The 17,025-nt window shown below is 64.9% G+C and carries 17 protein-coding genes and 1 pseudogene; 10 read left to right on the top strand and 8 right to left on the bottom strand.

Translation table 11 applies throughout. The annotated features are described in order from the left end of the window. The first annotated feature begins 103 nt into the window (after window positions 1–103). Both G4O04_00550 and G4O04_00545 read left to right on the top strand, forming a co-directional pair. Window positions 104–607, top strand: a complete 504-nt coding sequence (locus G4O04_00550; protein ID HEY57041.1) for a low molecular weight phosphotyrosine protein phosphatase — start codon at window positions 104–106, stop codon at window positions 605–607. Between the two features lie 2 nt (window positions 608–609). After that, window positions 610–1,470: a fructosamine kinase family protein gene (locus G4O04_00545; protein HEY57040.1), complete on the top strand. Its 861-nt coding sequence runs from the start codon at window positions 610–612 to the stop codon at window positions 1,468–1,470. A gap of 9 nt (window positions 1,471–1,479) precedes the next feature. On the opposite strand, the gene G4O04_00540 is transcribed toward G4O04_00545, so the two are convergent. The 3 genes from G4O04_00540 to recA form a co-directional block, all read right to left on the bottom strand. Further along, entirely contained in the window at window positions 1,480–1,866 is a 387-nt protein-coding gene (locus G4O04_00540) for a hypothetical protein (GenBank protein ID HEY57039.1), read from the bottom strand. Window positions 1,867–2,410: 544 nt separating this feature from the next. Beyond that, window positions 2,411–2,944: a hypothetical protein gene (locus G4O04_00535; GenBank protein ID HEY57038.1), complete on the bottom strand. Its 534-nt coding sequence runs from the start codon at window positions 2,942–2,944 to the stop codon at window positions 2,411–2,413. 90 nt (window positions 2,945–3,034) lie between these two features. Continuing rightward, window positions 3,035–4,093 (bottom strand): recombinase RecA, encoded by a 1,059-nt coding sequence (gene recA, locus G4O04_00530; protein HEY57037.1) that lies wholly within the window; start codon window positions 4,091–4,093, stop codon window positions 3,035–3,037. 262 nt (window positions 4,094–4,355) lie between these two features. On the opposite strand from recA, the gene G4O04_00525 reads away from it, so the two are divergent. From G4O04_00525 to G4O04_00490, 8 genes and pseudogenes are all read left to right on the top strand, one after another. Further along, window positions 4,356–6,458 carry a CBS domain-containing protein gene (locus G4O04_00525; protein ID HEY57036.1) on the top strand — a complete coding sequence of 701 codons (2,103 nt, stop codon included), beginning with the start codon at window positions 4,356–4,358 and terminating at the stop codon, window positions 6,456–6,458. Window positions 6,459–6,577: 119 nt separating this feature from the next. Next, window positions 6,578–7,002, top strand: a pseudogene (locus G4O04_00520) (hypothetical protein). Between the two features lie 173 nt (window positions 7,003–7,175). Then, window positions 7,176–7,568, top strand: a complete 393-nt coding sequence (locus tag G4O04_00515; protein HEY57035.1) for a CBS domain-containing protein — start codon at window positions 7,176–7,178, stop codon at window positions 7,566–7,568. Continuing rightward, complete coding sequence (locus tag G4O04_00510) at window positions 7,514–7,804, top strand: hypothetical protein (protein HEY57034.1); 291 nt, start codon at window positions 7,514–7,516, stop codon at window positions 7,802–7,804. The genes G4O04_00515 and G4O04_00510 overlap by 55 nt, the downstream gene beginning before the upstream one ends. Window positions 7,805–7,929: 125 nt before the next feature. Next, window positions 7,930–9,801, top strand: coding sequence for an AMP-binding protein (locus tag G4O04_00505; protein HEY57033.1), 1,872 nt, complete (start codon window positions 7,930–7,932; stop codon window positions 9,799–9,801). Window positions 9,802–9,867: 66 nt separating this feature from the next. Continuing rightward, window positions 9,868–10,371, top strand: a complete 504-nt coding sequence (locus tag G4O04_00500) for a PaaI family thioesterase (protein ID HEY57032.1) — start codon at window positions 9,868–9,870, stop codon at window positions 10,369–10,371. 277 nt (window positions 10,372–10,648) lie between these two features. After that, complete coding sequence (locus G4O04_00495; protein HEY57031.1) at window positions 10,649–10,897, top strand: hypothetical protein; 249 nt, start codon at window positions 10,649–10,651, stop codon at window positions 10,895–10,897. A 41-nt stretch (window positions 10,898–10,938) separates the two neighbouring features. Further along, window positions 10,939–12,105 carry an acyl-CoA dehydrogenase gene (locus tag G4O04_00490; protein HEY57030.1) on the top strand — a complete coding sequence of 389 codons (1,167 nt, stop codon included), beginning with the start codon at window positions 10,939–10,941 and terminating at the stop codon, window positions 12,103–12,105. On the opposite strand, the gene folP is transcribed toward G4O04_00490, so the two are convergent. The 5 genes from folP to G4O04_00465 all read right to left on the bottom strand — a co-directional run bounded on the left by folP (window position 12,089) and on the right by G4O04_00465 (window position 16,882). Continuing rightward, the gene (gene folP, locus G4O04_00485) at window positions 12,089–13,039 is read right to left on the bottom strand and encodes a dihydropteroate synthase (GenBank protein ID HEY57029.1); all 951 of its coding nucleotides are present in this window, start codon (window positions 13,037–13,039) and stop codon (window positions 12,089–12,091) included. The two genes, G4O04_00490 and folP, sit on opposite strands and share 17 nt — an antisense overlap. Before the next feature lie 116 nt (window positions 13,040–13,155). Then, complete coding sequence (gene folK, locus G4O04_00480) at window positions 13,156–13,638, bottom strand: 2-amino-4-hydroxy-6-hydroxymethyldihydropteridine diphosphokinase (GenBank protein ID HEY57028.1); 483 nt, start codon at window positions 13,636–13,638, stop codon at window positions 13,156–13,158. Next, window positions 13,638–14,597, bottom strand: coding sequence for a 2-dehydropantoate 2-reductase (locus tag G4O04_00475; GenBank protein HEY57027.1), 960 nt, complete (start codon window positions 14,595–14,597; stop codon window positions 13,638–13,640). The genes folK and G4O04_00475 overlap by 1 nt, the downstream gene beginning before the upstream one ends. A gap of 168 nt (window positions 14,598–14,765) precedes the next feature. Then, window positions 14,766–16,118: an FAD-binding oxidoreductase gene (locus tag G4O04_00470; GenBank protein HEY57026.1), complete on the bottom strand. Its 1,353-nt coding sequence runs from the start codon at window positions 16,116–16,118 to the stop codon at window positions 14,766–14,768. Between the two features lie 452 nt (window positions 16,119–16,570). Then, window positions 16,571–16,882, bottom strand: coding sequence for a GIY-YIG nuclease family protein (locus G4O04_00465; GenBank protein HEY57025.1), 312 nt, complete (start codon window positions 16,880–16,882; stop codon window positions 16,571–16,573). Window positions 16,883–17,025: the final 143 nt, after the last annotated feature.

Here is a 17,025-nt window from a genome sequence, read left to right as displayed (position 1 = left end):
TGCTTTTTATAGCACGGCCAGAGGCGGAAGTCAAAAGACCTGGATTTGGATTGGGTATAATTCGGGGGCGTGGTGCATCCTTCCTGCAACGGAGGTTACTTGCGTGACTCAACCTGTTCGCCTCTGTTTCGTCTGCTTGGGCAACATCATCCGCAGTCCTCTGGCCGAAGCCCTCTTTTGGCACTACGCCGAACAGCGCGGCGTGGCCCACAAATACGAGGTGGACTCAGCCGGCACCGGTGCTTGGCATATCGGCGAACCGCCCGATCCCCGTATACGCCGGGTGGCCGCCCGCCATGGGCTGCACTATGACCATCGGGGACGCCAGATTCACCCCGACGACTTCGACCGCTTCGACTGGTTCTTCGTCATGGACGACGACACCTACGCCCACATGATGGCCCTGGCCAGCCTGCGCGGCCAGGGGCACAAGGTGCGCTATCTGCGCGAGTTCGACCCCCAGGCCCATGGGGAACGTGAAGTGCCGGACCCGTACTACGGCGGCGAAGACGGGTTTGAGTTGGTGTATCGCGTCATCGATCGCTCGGTGCAGGGGTTGTTGGAGGCGCTGGAAAGCGGTCAGTTATCCTCAGAGCAGGAGGCGTAAGGATGTCGGTGGTGCCCCAACAGGTGGCCGCATGGTTACAGGCCCAGGGCTACGGCGAGGTGGTCCGGGTCGCCCCCGTGGGCGGGGGGTGCATTAACAACGGGGCGCGGCTGGTGACGGCCTCCGGGCACACCTTCTTCCTCAAAACCAACCCCAGCGCGCCGCCGGACATGTTCGCCCGCGAGGCCGAGGGCCTGGAGGCGCTGCGCGTGCCCGACGGTCCCCGGGTGCCGCGACCTTATCTGTGGGGGCAAGATTTCCTGCTCCTGGAAGACCTAGCTCCGGCCTCACGCCGACCGGACTTTTGGGAAACCCTGGGCCGCCAACTGGCCGCGTTGCATCGCCATACGAACCCGCGCTTTGGCTTTGCCCACGACAACTATATCGGCAGCATGCCTCAACCCAACCCCTGGACTGAGGACGGCTACGCTTTCTTCGCCGAGCACCGTTTGCTCTTCCAGGCCCGCTTGGCCCACCGGCGCGGGCTGTTGCCCCAGGAAGATGTGCGCCGGGTGGAACGGCTGGCCGCCCGTTTGCCCGAACTGGTCCCGCCTCAACCGGCCTCGCTGCTCCACGGCGACCTGTGGAGCGGCAATGTGATCCCGGATGAGCACGGCCAGCCGGCTTTGATCGACCCGGCCACGCATTACGGCTGGGCCGAAGCCGAACTGGGCATGACCCAACTTTTCGGTGGCTTTCCCGAGGCCTTCTACCGCGCCTACGAGGAGGTTCGCCCCCTGATGCCCGAGTGGCGGGAGCGGCTTCCCATTTACAACCTCTATCACCTGTTGAACCACCTCAATCTTTTCGGGGAAAGTTACTACGGCTCGGTACGGCAGATTCTGCGGCGGCATGCCCCCTGAGGCGTGGGGCTAAGGCGCCGTCGGCTCTTCGCCCCAAATCACGGCCATCTGCCCCAGCACCTCCCAGGAGCGCAGAAAGGCCCAGCGGGGCACCACCTGCACCACACCGCGGTTGATGAGCCGCACGGTGCTGGCGGTGTGCCCGGTCACCAGCACGGTGTGCTCGAAAGGCGCCACGGTGACCTGCTGACCGTCAGCAGCGCGATAGGTCACTGGGGTGCCGGCCCACAAATCCCCCACCACCCAGGCGATGACCGGATGCCCGGCAGCGATTTGGGCGCGCAGGCCGTCCCATCCCAGGTGGGTGACCACTTGGGCGGGGAGGCCGTACGCCCGCAGCAGCGCCGCCACCGGCGGGGCGTGCACGCCGTAGTCGTGCGGGGGATCTGCCCCCACACGCCGTAGGGGCTGCCGACGAAGCCGCGATTGGGGTTGTCGGAGCGGGGCAACTGGCGTTGAAACTCATCTTCGCTGAGCGAGACGCTGAAGAAGGCGGCCCAATCCACGGCGCTGGCCGCCTCACAACTCAGGTTGTAGAGGGGCCAGTGGCCGCCAACGCCCGTGAGGTGGGCCTCCGCGGGCAGGGTGGGTTGGGATGTGGGCGTGGGGAAAGGCGAAGGGGCGGCAGTAGGAGTCAGTGACGGGGTAGGGGAGGGATCCCAGGTGGGGGTAGGAGGCTGCGGTCGCCAGGGGGTGGGGGTGGGAGTAAAGGCCAGGGGCGGGCGCACCGAAGCGGGGGACGGCAAGGTCGTCGTCGGGTTCGGATGAGGCTGTGCTGGCCGGGGCCATGCCGCCCCGCCCCAAAGGACTAGGACGGTCATCAGCAGGCCCAGCAGTCCCCATGCGGGCGCCGGGCGGGGAGACCGTGGGGTGGGGCTCGGCAGGGGCTGGCTTTTCCAGTGAGTGGGCATCCCGCTTCCCTTTCCCTCGAAAAGCGGGGTCAGGGGGAAGAAGCCACGCGAATTTGAATGTAGATGGGGTCGCCGAAGTACTGGCCGTCCGGGTTCACCGCCTGCCAGGTGCTGATGTAGAGGCCGGGCTCTTCCGGCGCGGTGAAAAGGATGCGGATCACAGCCTCGGCTCCCGCGCGGGCAGGATAGAGAGGAAGTTCCTTCTCGGCTCCCAGGGGCACGCCATCGACCAGGCGCAGGTGGTAGCGTTCATCCCAGTTGCAGGTGCCGCTGTTGCGCACCCGCCACTGCTTGTCCAGCGTCTCCCCCGGCGAGACCACCGTGCCGTCGGGGATGGTGAGGTCTTCCAGATAAGTCAGCGCATCCTGGCAGGGGGGTGTCGGGGTGGGGAAGGAGGCGGGTTGTGGCGTGGCCGTGACGGCGCCCACGGCCGCCGTGGCCATCTGCACCGGAGGGGGGACGAACACGCCGGACGGGGCGCCCTGCGGCTGGCGACGGCAGCCAGCGAAAAGCGCCCCACCTACAAGGAGCCCAGCGAACCAAATCCACCATCCACGACCCATGGTGATGCTCCTCCCATGCTGCGTGCTGCACGGGCAAAAAGGACAGCGGGGCGTTCCCCGCTGTCCTCGACGCCCGTGCCAAGGTGCGATTTACGCCTCTTCTGCCCCGCCGGGGAGCGCCGAGGGCGGCAAAAGTTCTTGCTCCACATACCACTGCCGGACGGCCATCTCGATCTCGGCAGCCAGGTCGGGGTTTTGTCGCAGGAAGGTCTTGGCGTTCTCCCGCCCCTGACCCAGGCGCAGATCCCCGTAGGAGTAGAACGATCCGCGTTTGGTGATGATCTCCAGGTTGGTGGCCAGGTCCAGCAGGTCGCCCTCCCGGGAGATGCCTTCGTTGTAAAGGATGTCGAATTCTGTCTGGCGGAAAGGCGGAGCGACTTTGTTCTTCACCACTTTCACCCGCACCCGGTTGCCGATGATCTCCGAGCCGACCTTGATGCTCTGGATGCGGCGGATGTCCATGCGCACCGAAGCGTAGAACTTCAGCGCCATGCCGCCGGGGGTGGTCTCCGGATTGCCGAAGAGCACGCCGATTTTCTGGCGCAATTGGTTGGTGAAGATGACAGCGGTGCGGGTCTGGGCGATGGCCCCGCTGAGTTTGCGCAGCGCCTGAGACATCAGGCGCGCCTGCATGCCCATGGTGGCGTCGCCCATGTCGCCCTCGATTTCGGCCCGCGGCACCAAAGCAGCCACCGAATCGATCACCACCACATCCACAGCGCCGGAGCGCACCAAGGTTTCAACGATTTCCAGCGCCTGTTCCCCGGTATCCGGTTGGGAAATGAACAATTCGTCCACATTGACGCCGATGCGCTCCGCGTAAGCCGGATCCAGAGCGTGTTCCATGTCCACATAGGCGGCCACGCCCCCTCGTTTTTGAGCCTCGGCCACGATGTGCAGGCAGAGGGTGGTCTTGCCAGAAGATTCGGGGCCGTAGATTTCGGTGATCCGCGACCGGGGGATGCCCCCGACGCCCAGGGCGATGTCCAGGGATAACGCCCCAGTAGGGATGGCCTCGACCTGCAAATGGCGCGCCTCGCCCAGGCGCATGATGGCACCTTCCCCGAAGCGTTTGGTGATTTCTCTCAGCGCGCCTTCCAGCACCGCGCGCCGGGGGTCTTCCGTGCCGTTGTCTGGTTTTCGTGCCATAGCCTATCCTCCCGGTGAAGTGCCCTTATTTTAGCACAGATGTTCTAAAAGTCAACTTGCCGAAAGGGCGCGTGGGATTTCCGCAAAACGCGCCGCTGCCCTCCCATTTTATACGAATCTGGAGTGGAAGGGAACCCTTGGCGCGTAGTAAAATAGAGGCCGCTTGACTGCACATCCTCTGCGTGATCGCCCCTATGGACGACACGCCATCTCTTCACGCGGAGAAAGGGCGATGCCTGCAACTGGTTGTGCTCCCAACCCCATGGCGCGTTGGCTAGATCGCCTGCAGCCTTCTCGCACCCCGGTGATGTTCACATTGTCCTTCTTGGTCGGTTTGGGTACCGGGTTGGGTGCTGTGTTTTTCATCCGGCTCATCGAGTGGGTGACTCATTTGCTTTATGCCGTGTTGCCAGGCATGCTACCCGATTTAGGGCGGGGCTGGTACATCGTGGGACCGGTTTTGGGCGCCTTGGTCGCTGGGCCCATTATCGCCTATGTGGCCCATGAGGCGAAAGGGCACGGCGTGCCGGAGGTGATGGAAGCCATTGCTCTGCGAGGTGGTCGCATTCGGCCCGTGGTGGTGGTGGCCAAGGTGGGCGCGTCGGCAGCCTGCATCGGTTCGGGGGGCTCGGCCGGGCGCGAAGGGCCTATCGTCCAGGTCGGCGCCGCCCTGGGGTCCACCATCGGTCAATGGCTGCGGTTCTCCGAGTCGCGCATCCGCAACTTAGTGGCCTGCGGTGCGGCGGCGGGTATCGCCGCCACCTTCAACGCGCCCATCGCTGGCGTGCTCTTTGCACTGGAAATCATTCTCGGGGAACTTTCGCTGGAAGACTTGGCCAGCGTGATCTTCTCGGCGGTGACCGCCGCCACCGTTTCGTGGGCCTTCTTGGGAGAACGCCCGGCCTTTTCGGTGCCTTCGTATGTCCTCGCTGGCCCGTGGGAAATCATCGCTTATTTTGGTTTGGGGTTGATTGCGGCCTTGGTGGGCGTGGCGTTTATCAAGACGCTCTATGCCATGGAGGACCTGTTCGACAACTGGCGCTTCCCCGATGCGCTGAAGCCGGCCGCGGGGGCCGTGATCATGGGGGTTGTGGGCTTTGGGTATCCCTACCTGCTCCGCGGGAGCGTCCCGACGGAGCAACTGAGCCTCAACGCCCGGGATTTGTTGGCCGGGATGCCGCAGATTTACGGTTCGGGGTATCCCAGCATTCAGGCGGCGCTGTTGGGCGAGGTGTCGGTGTGGCTGCTGGTTACTTTGCTGGTACTGAAACTGGTGGCCACCATCCTCACCCTGGGTTCGGGGAACTCCGGTGGGGTGTTTGCCCCCTCCCTGTTCATGGGCGCGATGACCGGAGGGGCATTCGGCTGGTTATTGCACTCCTTAGTTCCCCAATGGATTTCCGGGCCGGGCGCCTACGCGACGGTGGGGATGGCGGCCGTCTTCGCGGCCGCGGCGCGGGCTCCGCTCACGGCGGTGATGATCGTGTTTGAGATGACGGACGATTACCGCATTCTGCTCCCTCTGTTGGCCTCCGTGGTGGTCAGCATGGTCCTGGCCGAACACCTCCACCACGAATCCATCTACACCCTCAAACTGGCCCGCCGGGGCATTCACCTGTTCCGCGGGCGGGATGTGGACATCATGTCCACCGTGCGGGTGGAGGAGGTGATGGACCGCAAACCGGTCACGGTCAGCCCCGACCTGCCCGTGCAGGCGTTGCCCGGCCTGTTCCTACAGACCAATTCCCATGGCTTCCCGGTGGTGGACGAGAAAGGCGAGTTGTGGGGCATCGTCTCCATCACGGACTACCGCAACGCCCTCCGGCCCGATGGAAGCATCCCCCCCGATTTGAAAGTGCGGGATATCGCCACGCGGGATGTGGTGGTGGCCTACCCCGACGAGCCAGTGCGGGCTGTGTTGCAGCGCATGGCCCCGCGCGACCTTTCGCGCGTGCCGGTGGTGGCGCGAGACAACCCGCGCAAACTCCTGGGGCTGGTGCGGCGCAACGAAATCGTGCGTGCGTACGACCTGGGTATGGTGCGCCGTGGCTTTGCTCTGGGCCATCTGCCTGGCATGCCCAAAGGCACCGCCGAAGCCCAGTTCCCCATTCCACCCGACGCTCCCATCGTGGGGAAGACCCTGGCCGAGTTGCACATCCCTGAAGCGTTCCTGATCATCCACATCCATCGGGACGGGGAGAGTATCGTGCCCCACGGGGATACGGTGCTGCAGGCCGGGGATGTGGTCACCCTGCTGGCCCGCGACGGCGATGTGGAGGCCCTCAACCGCTTCTGGCAGCAGTTGATTTCCGCTTCTCCGCCCCAGGCAGAACGGCAAGCAGAGGAAAAGCCCGCCAAGGGGTAAACCTCCGGGCCTTTTCACCACTCGATGCGCATTCGAGCGAGCAGGGCACTGACGCCCTGCTCATATTTTTCCCGCACGGAAGTTCATCTCGTTGTACAATACAATCAGGTCGGGCCGGGATGAACTTTGTGGAGGACGGATGTCGCCACAATCGGGTCGGAAAACGCGCCTCTGGTCTCCCCAATGGGTCACCGATGAAGCCACGTGATGATGACCCTGGCGTTGGTTGTGGGGTTGGGCGGCGGCCTGGGCGCGGTGGTCGTATCCGGCCGCTGGTGGTGATCATCAAAGCCCTGGCGTCTTCCATCAATATCGGTTCGGGAGGCTCAGTGGGGCGCGAAGGCCCCATCGTGCAAATCGGCACGGCTTTGGGCTCGACCATCGGCCAATGGATGCACCAAAGCGAGCGCCGCATTCGCACCCTGGTGGCGTGTGGGGCAGCGGCAGGAATCGCCGCCACTTCAACGCCCCCATCGCCAGGGTGATGTTCGCCCTGGAAATCATCCTGGCCGAGTTCGGCGCTTTACAGTTCGCCACGCGGTAGTGGTGGCCTCCCTGCCCCCTCGGTGATCCGGCGGATGGCGTTTGGGGATGTGCTGGCCGCCGTGCGGGTGGAAGAAGTGATGGATACCCACCCCGTTACGGTCAGCCCCGACCTGCCCCGTTCGCGCCCTGGCGGGGCTGTTCCTGCAGACCAACTCCCACGGCTTCCCGGTGGTGGATGAGCAGGGGCGCCTCTGGGGCATCGTCTCGCTGGAGGACTATCGCCGTGCGGTAGGGCACGAAAGTGTGCCGCCCGAAGACCTGCGGGTGCGTGACATCGCCACCCGGCGTGTGGTGGTGGTTTACCCCGACGAGCCGGTGCGGGCCGTGCTGCAACGCATGGCCCCGCGCGACATCTCTCGCGTCCCCATGGCCGCCCGCGACGACCCCTATCGCCTGCTGGGCGTGGTCAAACGCAACGACCTCGTCCACGCCTACGAGTTGGGCACCGTGCGGCGCGGGCTGCTGGTCAGGCGGCTGCCGGGTGCCCCGCCGGGGACGGTGGAACTGCAGTGCACGGTCCCCCCGATACGCCGCCCATCATCGGCCAACGGTTGGCCCGGCTAAACCTGCCGCGGGACTTCCTGGTTATTCACATTCGGCGTCAGGGCGAGGGTATCATGCCCCACGGCGATACCATGCTCTGTTTGGGGGATGTGGTCACCTTTCTGGTTCCCAAAGAGGATGCCGAAGTCTTGCGCGCTTACTGGCAGCGGCTGGTTACCCCGACGCCTGCAGAAAAAGCAGCCCCCAAGACCTCTGAAGCCCTGACCGAATTTGTCTTTTCGGCCATCTGGACTTAGAATATACACACCGACCATATCACACTCGGACGGAGGAGACCATGAGCGGCACCTTTGAATTTGGTGGTGAGATCGTTTGGCGTCCCACGCCGGAGTACATCGAGCGCGCGCATCTGACCGCCTTCATGCGGCAACATGGCATCAAAGACTACAACGAACTCATGCGCCGTTCCACCGAGGATATCGCCTGGTTTACCGAAGCGGTGTTGCAATACCTGGGCATCCAGTTTTACGAGCCTTACACCCAAATTGTGGACTTTTCCCGAGGCATTCAGTGGCCGAAATGGTGCGTTGGGGGCAAAATGAACATCGTCCATAACCTTTTGGACAAGTACATGGGCACCGAGACCGAAGGGCGGGTCGCGTTCATCTATGAAGGCGAAGGTGGACAGACCCGCTCTTATACATATCGCGACCTGTACCGGCGCGTGAACCAGGCGGCCAACGCCTTGCGTTCCCTGGGGTTGGGCAAGGGCGACGCCGTCGGTATCTACATGCCCATGATTCCCGAAATCGTGGTCGCCCTGCTGGCCGTGGCGAAGATCGGTGGCATCATCCTGCCCTTGTTCAGCGGCTATGGCGTGGACGCCGTGGTCACACGATTGAAGGACGCCGATGCCAAGGCCCTGATCACGGCCGACGGCTTCTTCCGCCGCGGCAAGATTGTCGATATGAAAGCCGTGGCCGACAAGGCCGCCAAACAGGTGCCCACTCTGAAACACATGATCGTGGTGCGTCGGGCCGGGAACACGGTTCAAATACAGGAAGGCCGCGACCACTGGTGGCACGACTTTGTCACCTTCCAACCCGAAGAGGCCGAAACCGAGGTCACCGATGCCGAGGATGTGCTCATGGTGATTTACACCTCGGGGACCACGGGCAGGCCCAAAGGCGCGGTGCACACCCATTGTGGCTTCCCCATCAAGGCTGCACAGGATATGGCCTTTGGCACCGACGTCCACCCCGGCGACATCATCTGGTGGATGACCGACATGGGCTGGATGATGGGCCCCTGGCTGGTGTTCGGCGCGTTGCTCCTGGGAGCCACGTTCTTCATCTACGACGGCGCCCCCAATTACCCTGAGGTGGACCGGGTGTGGGCCCTGGTGGAGCGCCACAAAATCACCCACCTGGGCCTCTCGCCGACCTATGTGCGGGCCATCATCCCCCACGGCATCGAACCGGTGAAGAAACACGACCTGAGCAGCCTACGCTTCTTCGCCTCCACCGGCGAGCCATGGAACCCCGATCCGTGGATGTGGCTCTTCCAGGAAGTGGGCGAGGGCAAACGACCCATCATCAACTACTCCGGCGGCACGGAGATTTCCGGCGGCATTGTCATGGGCAACCCCATCCTGCCGCTGAAACCCTGCGCCTTCTCTGCTGCCTGCCCCGGCATTGCCGCCGACGTGTTCGACGAAAACGGCCAGCCCGCGCGCAACCAGGTGGGCGAACTGGTCATCAAGGCTCCCTGGATCGGCATGACCCGCGGCTTCTGGAAGGACCCCGACCGGTACATCCGCACCTACTGGTCCCGCTGGCCGAATGTGTGGGTGCACGGGGACTTCGCGGCCATTGACGAGGACGGCATGTGGTACATCCTGGGCCGCTCGGACGACACCATCAAGGTCGCCGGCAAGCGCCTGGGGCCGGCAGAGGTGGAGTCGGTGGTGGTGGAGCACCCTGCCGTGATGGAAGCCGCCGCCATCGGCGTCCCCGACGAGGTCAAGGGCAACGCCTTGGTGGTCTTCGCCGTGCTCAAGCCGGGCGAGGAGCCCTCGGAGGTGCTGCGTGAGGAGCTGCGGCAGCGGGTGGTCAAGGCTATGGGCAAGGCCCTGGCCCCGAAAGCTGTGCTCTTCGTCAGCGACCTGCCCAAGACGCGCAACGCCAAGGTGATGCGCCGGATGATCCGGGCGGCTTATCTGGGGCAGGACCCCGGCGACACCTCCGCCCTGGTCAACCCCGAGGCGGTGGAAGAAATCAAGAAAGCACGATAGGGTCGAAAGCAGGCGTACTCAGCGCCCGCTTCCCCCCTTTCGGAAACTCACGACGAGGGAGCGAACATGGACTTCTTTATCCAAGACCTGTACCCCGACGATGTAGCCTGGTGTTTCGGTTGTGGACGGCTAAACCCCCACGGTCATCACTTCAAGACGACCTGGGAGGATGGGATCGCCGTGACCCGGTATCGACCGGAGGAAAAGTACACCGCCATTCCCGGATATGTGTACGGCGGCTTCCTGGCCTCGCTGGTGGATTGCCACAGCACCGGCGCGGCGGCCTGGGCCGCCTACCTGGCCCGGGGGCACAAACCCGGTGACACTGACCCTGCCCCACGGTTCGTCACCGCCTCGCTCAAAGTGGACTTTCTCAAGCCCACGCCTCAAGGCGTGGAACTGGTCGCCAAGGGGCGCATCGTGGAGCACAAGGGGCGCAAGGTGGTCGTCGAGACCGAGGTCTGGGCCGGGGATGTGGTCACGGTCAAGGGCCACGCCGTGCTGGTCGAGGTGCCCGAAGGCATGGTACGCCCGAAACAGGCCCACGGCGGCGGAGGGCCGACCCGCTGAACGACATAGCTGAGGCCCCCAACCTCGTCACGCCGCATCTTCCGGCTTTGCTGGCTGCACATCAATGGCAGGGCCAGAGCAACCATTGCGGCCCTTTCGCAGCGGCCATGGTGCTCAGCGCGTTGACGCAGCGCCGAGTGGATGGCCGTGCCCTGGCCCGCGAACTCAACCGCCCCCGTTGGGTGGGGCCCCTGCCTTTTATCCGTCGCATTCCCAACTGGGCCACCTTCCCCTGGGGGGTGGTGGACGCCCTGCGACAACACGGCTTGCGCGCCGAGTGGCGCTGGGCCGCCCCGCCCCACCTGCTACGCGAAGGGTTGTCACGGGGCTGGGTGTTGTTGCCGCCTTCGGCCAGTGGCGTCCCCTCTGGGCGCACATTGCCGTGTTGGCCGCCTTCCACCCGGAGCAAGGCTGGGGCTTTGTGGACTCCGCCCATCCCCACCCCAACCTGGTCTGGCGCGATGCCGAAGCGTTCGCCCGTCAATGGCGTAACTACGGGCGCGTGCTGGTGCTGGCGTATCCCTGACCAGCCCTCCCTCTCAACAACCTTATCCCTCGGAGGAGGAAATGGACTTTGACCTGACCCCCGAACAACGCATGTGGCGTGACGCTGTGCATCAGTTTGCGGCGCAAGAAGTGCGCCCTAAAGCCGCTGAATTCGGTGAACGACACGAAATGATCTGGCCCGCCCTGGAAAAAGGGGGGAAGCAACTGGGCCTGCTGGGCATGACCGTGCCCGAAGCCTACGGCGGCAGCGAACTGGACGCGGTGAGCATGGCCCTCGCCATCGAGGAACTGGGCTGGGCCGACGGCGGCACCGCCCTCACGGTGGCAGCCCACAACAGCCTGGGCCTGGCCCCCATCGTGATGTTCGGCACCGAGGAGCAAAAGCGGCGCTTCCTGCCCACGGCCACCAGCGGCCAAAAAGGCACCCTGGCCGCCCTGGCGCTCACCGAACCCAACACCGGCTCGGACCTCCAGGGCCTGCAGACCAAAGCCGAACTGGACGGCGACGAGTGGGTGATCAACGGCAGCAAGATGTGGATCACCAACGCGGCCGACGCCGCCTACATCGTGACCCTGGTGCGCACGGCGCCCGAGCGCAGCAGCAAAAGCCTGAGCATGATCATCGTGCCCACCGATATCCCCGGCCTGTACATCGGCCCGCCCGAAAAGAAAATGGGCCTCTGGACCAGCCACAGCCACGCCATCACCTACGAAAACGTGCGCGTGCCGCGGGAAAACCTGTTGGGCGAAGTGGGCCGTGGGTTGTATCAGACGCTCCAAGTGCTCGACGGCGGCCGGGTGGGCATTGGCGCCCTGGCCCTGGGCATCGCTCAGGCCGCCTTTGAAGAGGCGCGGCGCTACGCCCTGGAACGTCACACCTTTGGCAAACCCCTGGCCAAGCACCAGGCCATCCAGTTCATGCTGGCCGATATGGCCACCGAGATCCATGCCGCGCGGCTGATGATCTATCACGCCGCCTGGCTCAAAGAACAAGGGCGGCCCTACACCCACGCGGCGGCCATGGCCAAACTCTTCGCCACCGAGATGGCCGAGCGGGTCTGTCGCAACGCCATCCAGATCCACGGCGGTTACGGCTACAGCCGCGAATACCCGGTGGAACGCATGTACCGCGACACCCGCCTGATGACCATCGGCGAAGGCACCAGCGAGGTGCAGCGCATGGTCATCGCCAAACGGGTCATCAAAGAACTCAAGCGGTTGATTTAGCGGACCACCGAGGGGCGCCTCCCGGGCGTCCCTCGGTGGTTTCCCCCCCACGCCGCACGATGGCGTCGGTCATACGGGCCACCCGTACCATGAACGCCACATCGTGCACGCGCACGATATCGGCGCCGCGCGCGATGCCTACGGCCACTGCGGCCGCCGTGCCCTCCAGGCGCTCCTCTGGCGGCAGGTTCAACGTGTAGCCGATGAAGGACTTGCGCGAAGGCCCCAACAGCACCGGATACCCCAGGGCCCGCACCTCCCCCAGGCGATCCACCAACTCCAGGTTCTGTTCCACCGTCTTGCCGAACCCGATGCCAGGGTCCAGGATGATGCGCTCATCGGGGATGCCCGCCGCGTGGGCCAGGGCCACGCTTTCCAGTAACTCGCGCTTCACCTCTTCCAGCAGGTTCTCGTAGGCCACGCCCACATAGCGCCCGCCTAAGCGCTCCCGCCCTTGGGCGTTTTGCGGCGTGCTGCGGTTGTGCATCAAAATCACCGGGACGCCAAAGCGGGCCACCACCTCGCCCAGGCAGGGATCGGCGCGCAGGCCCCAGACGTCGTTCACCAGATGGGCCCCGGCCTGCAGGGCGGCCTCAGCCACGGCGGCCTTGTAGGTGTCCACAGAGATCACGGCCTGGGGGAACCGGCGGGCCACCTCGCTCACCACCGGGATCACGCGGCGGATCTCCTCTTTCACAGGGACGGGCTGCGCCCCCGGGCGGGTGCTCTCCCCCCCGATGTCCAGGATGTCGGCCCCGGCCTCCAGAAAGACCTGCGCCTGGGCCAGCGCCGCCTCCACGGGGTCAGCGCGTTTCAGCAAGCCATCGCCGGAGAAACTGTCCGGGGTCACATTCAGGATGCCCATGATGTAACTGCGTTCCCCCCAGCGAAAGGTACGGGGGCCAATGGGGAGTTCGGGGGTGTGTAGGGGCATGGAACCTCCTGGAGGTACAGGGATAAGGGTTGCAGGATAGAAGATGCAGGATAGAAGATGCAGGAGAGGATGCAAGACAGAAGAGGCAGGACAAAGGTGGCAAGGTGCAGGTTGCATTAGAGGCGGCGGACGCCTCCGCGGGACACCTGGGCCAGCAGTTCAGCCATGGTACGGCCTAGAAGTGGGTGCCGCCAGTGAGGAGCCAGGTCATTCAGGGGCACCAGCACAAAAGCCCGTTCGTGCAGGCGCGGATGGGGTACGGTAAGTTCCGGCGTTGTGATGACCGCCTGGTCGTAGAACAACAAGTCCAGGTCAATTTCGCGCGGGCCGTAGCGAAAGGTGGGTTGGCGTCCCAGCCGGCGCTCGGTGGCTTTGAGAAAGGCCAGCAGGTCGCGCGGAGGCAGCGTCGTCAGGCCCATGACCACCTGGTTGAGGAAAGGGGGCTGGTCGGTGTAGCCCCAGGGGGTCGTCTCGTAGATGGGGGAAACGCCGGTGAGCCACACGACCTGGCGCAAGGCAGCACGCGCCGCCTGGAGGTTTGCCTCGCGGTCGCCCAGATTGGTGCCCAGGGCGATGAAGGCGGTGTGCTCGCGCGGCATCACCAGGTCTCCAGGCCCCGCGCGCGCCGTTCTTGCGGCAGCAAAGCAGCGTAGAGAAATGCGTTGACCGGCGTGAGCACCTCGGCCTGGCGACCCAGGCGCACCACCACGCCCACCTGGGCTTCCAGTTCCGAGGGCCGGCCTTCCATGATGTCCCGCTGCATGGACGCGGTGACATGGGGCTCCATGCGATCGGTGAAGGCCAGGGCCTGCCCGGCGGCTTCATCAGGGAGGGCGACGCCCACGGCCTGGGCCACGGCCACAATTTCGCGCATGGCGGCTTCCAGCAGGCGACGCGTCTCCGGCAGACGGCGAATGACCCCGGCAGGCGCCCGCGTCACCGCGCCCACGGCGCTAAAGGCGGCGATGAAGGTCAGTTTGGCCCACATGGCCGCGCGGATGTCGGGCGGCACCGTCACCTTGACGCCCCGGCAGGCGGCAAAAACCCGTTCCAGGCGCTCAACCCGCGGCGTGCGGCGACCGTCCAGTTCGCCAAAGACGATTTCAGGCTCGACGCCCACATGGCGGATGAGCCCCGGCGCGGCTTTGTAGGCCGATATTTTGCACAATCCGCCCAGCACGGGCTCCGGTCCCAGCGCCGCGGAAAGCGCCTCCGGCGCCTCCACGCCGTTGAGCAGGGGCAGGGCCACAGTTCCCGGCTCTACCAGGGGACGCATGGCGAGAGCGGCTTCGGGGAGTTGCCAGGCCTTGGTGGCGACCAGCACCAGGTCCACCGGCCCGACTTCAGCGGGGTCGTCGGTGGCTTGGGCTGGGAAAATATGCACATCGCCACGGATGCTCTCCACGCGCAGGCCGCGCTCCCGGATGGCCCGCAGGTGCTCACCCCGGGCAATAAAGGTGACCTGGTATCCCGCCTCGGCCAGGCGGGCGCCGAAGTAGCCACCTACGCCACCGGCGCCGAAGACAGCGACGCGCAGAGGTTCTGTTTGACCGTTCATGCCTGCCTCCTGAGGGTGAGGGGGGCTAAGCCACCCCAAAAACTTCTGCGGGGGATACGGGCTCTGTAGGCGCCTTGAGTTTGGGAGCGCCCAGGAAGCGTCTGGTCGGTCGCTCGATTTCAAGATGATGCCAGGCAACCTCCCAAGTCGAAATGCATCGCGCTTGGCTTACAATTGCCATGCGTCGGCGCTGGCCTCCCAGCGGGCCAGGTACTCCGGGGTGAAGCGGTCGGGGGCGAAAGCCGCGGCATAGCCGGGCAGCGGATGACCGATTAGGTAGGCCGTCAGCAAATCGGCCACACCCTGGGAGGCCATAATACCAAACCCCGAAAGGGCCCCCAGCACCCAGGCGCCCTGCACCGGCAGCGGGCCGACGAGGGGACGGTTGTCCGGTGCCTTGACATAGTAGCCGCCGTCCACCGTGGGGCGCGGCAGGCGCGTCAGGTAAGGCCGCATCCCGGGCAACATGGTGCTCAAGCCGCGCAACACGATCTCCGGGTAAAGTGGGTCGCCGGGCACGGGGAAGCGCGGCTGGGTGTAGCGCGGCGTGTGGTATTCCCACAACGCCAGCACCATTGGGCTGCCGCCTTCTCCCTCGGGACGAATGTGCACCCCGGCGGGGAACTCGCCCAGCAGCCAGGCCGCTTCAGGGTCTTCGGCCAGAGCCGCGCGCTCCTCTTCGTCCCAGGGTAAACGCTGAGGGTCGGCCCAGATAAGTAGCGGAGCCTCGCGCGGAAGGGCGCCCAGGGGTTCGGAGAACGCCACTTTGAGGTGCCGTTCGCAGACCACAGGCAAATCGACGCCCAGCAAGGCGGCGGTGGCTTTGAGGTAGGGGCCGGTGGCCAATACGAAGTGCGCGGTGGGGAGGCGCGTGCCATCGGTCAGACGCGCGGCCTGCACGCGCCCGCGCCGCACTTCCACCTCGACCAGTTCCCCTTGCAAAAACTGCACGCCAGCCTGACGGGCCCGCTCCAGCATCCATTGACCGTACTGTTGTGCGCTAAGCCACCCAGCCCGCCGGACATGGAGCACGGCCACCGTCTCCGGGGCCAGGTAAGGAAAATGCCGGGCAATGAGGGCAGGGGCGGTGATCAGATCCGCTCTCGTGAGGGGAGGATGGGCACCTTGGGGCACGGCAGGGATGTAGGGGTCCGGGCCAGGGTGCAATCGTAGGGGCCCGGCGCCGCCGTGGGCCGCGGCTTGCCCTGTTTGGGCCCAGGCGTCCACTCTGGCAGGATCCGCCGTGGCGAAAAGATACCCCCGACGATTGAGGCCAAAACGCCCACCACTGGCGGCGTTCAGTTCCTCCAGCAAATCCAGGCTGCGGTTCATCAGCCGAATCATGGCATCGTCGGGGCCGGGCCACCAATTACGATAGGCCTCGGTGGATTTGTCAGAGGTCAGGCTGAGGGGAGCACCTTGGTCCACCAGGACGACATCGCGCATCCCGGCCTGTACGCTCAGATGATAGGCCAGGCTTACTCCTGCGATCCCGGCGCCGATGATGGTGACCTCGGGCATAAAACGAACCTCATGTGGATGGGACGGATCCCCACCTCTCCCCCTGCTTCGCCCGGCTGGGCCGGGCTTCGCTTCCCCCTCTCCTCCCTTTCACAAGGGGGGGAAGAGGGGGGAGTGGAGGGGATCTCTCCATTGCGCTCAATCGTCCGTTATGCCCCGCGAGACATGGGTAAAACTAAGGAGCGGGGTCCACAGTTTAATGGAAACAGCAGTTGAAACTGCACCCACATCTGCGAAGCCGCCCTACGGCGGCTCAGAGTCCGCGCAGGCGGACTTCGTAACCGTGACCTGCGACTTCAGTCGCCAGGCGCCCAGGTGGCGTTTGCGGTCAAGACGGGGCTTCGACTGCGGCGCCTCCGCTCAGCCCCTGGCGTCAACCCTTCCAAGACCCAGCGCCCTGAGCGGAGGGCATGTGAGCACCTGTAGTCGGAGGGTGCCCTGCTCCAGGCCTCTCACACGCGGCGCTTCTGCCTCTCACGCTGGCGGCGCTCCTCGGTCACCAACTGATGGAGCGCTTCAAAATCTCCTCGGATCAAGGCTTCCTTCTTGGCCCGCCGCCAGCCTTTGATTTGACGCTCTAAGCGTAACGCTTCTTCGTAGGTGGCCACCTCATGGGCCCAAACCAACCTCACAGGGCGGCGGCGAAAGGTATAGGCTCGGGGATTTAGGCCTTGTTGATGTTCTTCCAATCGTCGGGCTAAATCCGTGGTCACGCCGGTGTAGTAACTGCCGTCAGCACAGCGCAGGATGTACACATAAGGCATGTGCTTTCTCCTTGCGCTGGGAATGGGGGCTCCGATTACGGTGCCTCTGCTCAGCCTCTGGCGTTAACCTTTCATTGGTGCAGCACCCTGAGCGGCGGGCGAAGCCCGTAGTCGAAGGGCGCACATCGTGACGCTGGCCGGTC

The sequence above is a fragment of the Anaerolineae bacterium genome (assembly GCA_011176535.1).
GTDB lineage: Bacteria > Chloroflexota > Anaerolineae > Anaerolineales > DRMV01 > DUEP01.
This window is presented reverse-complemented; position numbering and strand designations above follow the sequence as displayed.

What these genes read in the sequence shown, in the direction of transcription:
- folK (HEY57028.1), bottom strand. Translation starts at nt 13,638, where the DNA reads ATGCCGCGCGAGCACACCGCCTTCATCGCCCTGGGCACCAATCTGGGC.
- G4O04_00545 (HEY57040.1), top strand. Translation starts at nt 610, where the DNA reads ATGTCGGTGGTGCCCCAACAGGTGGCCGCATGGTTACAGGCCCAGGGC.
- G4O04_00525 (HEY57036.1), top strand. Translation starts at nt 4,356, where the DNA reads ATGGCGCGTTGGCTAGATCGCCTGCAGCCTTCTCGCACCCCGGTGATG.
- G4O04_00465 (HEY57025.1), bottom strand. Translation starts at nt 16,882, where the DNA reads ATGCCTTATGTGTACATCCTGCGCTGTGCTGACGGCAGTTACTACACC.
- G4O04_00475 (HEY57027.1), bottom strand. Translation starts at nt 14,597, where the DNA reads ATGAACGGTCAAACAGAACCTCTGCGCGTCGCTGTCTTCGGCGCCGGT.
- G4O04_00505 (HEY57033.1), top strand. Translation starts at nt 7,930, where the DNA reads ATGCGGCAACATGGCATCAAAGACTACAACGAACTCATGCGCCGTTCC.
- G4O04_00490 (HEY57030.1), top strand. Translation starts at nt 10,939, where the DNA reads ATGGACTTTGACCTGACCCCCGAACAACGCATGTGGCGTGACGCTGTG.
- recA (HEY57037.1), bottom strand. Translation starts at nt 4,093, where the DNA reads ATGGCACGAAAACCAGACAACGGCACGGAAGACCCCCGGCGCGCGGTG.
- folP (HEY57029.1), bottom strand. Translation starts at nt 13,039, where the DNA reads ATGCCCCTACACACCCCCGAACTCCCCATTGGCCCCCGTACCTTTCGC.
- G4O04_00470 (HEY57026.1), bottom strand. Translation starts at nt 16,118, where the DNA reads ATGCCCGAGGTCACCATCATCGGCGCCGGGATCGCAGGAGTAAGCCTG.
- G4O04_00535 (HEY57038.1), bottom strand. Translation starts at nt 2,944, where the DNA reads ATGGGTCGTGGATGGTGGATTTGGTTCGCTGGGCTCCTTGTAGGTGGG.
- G4O04_00500 (HEY57032.1), top strand. Translation starts at nt 9,868, where the DNA reads ATGGACTTCTTTATCCAAGACCTGTACCCCGACGATGTAGCCTGGTGT.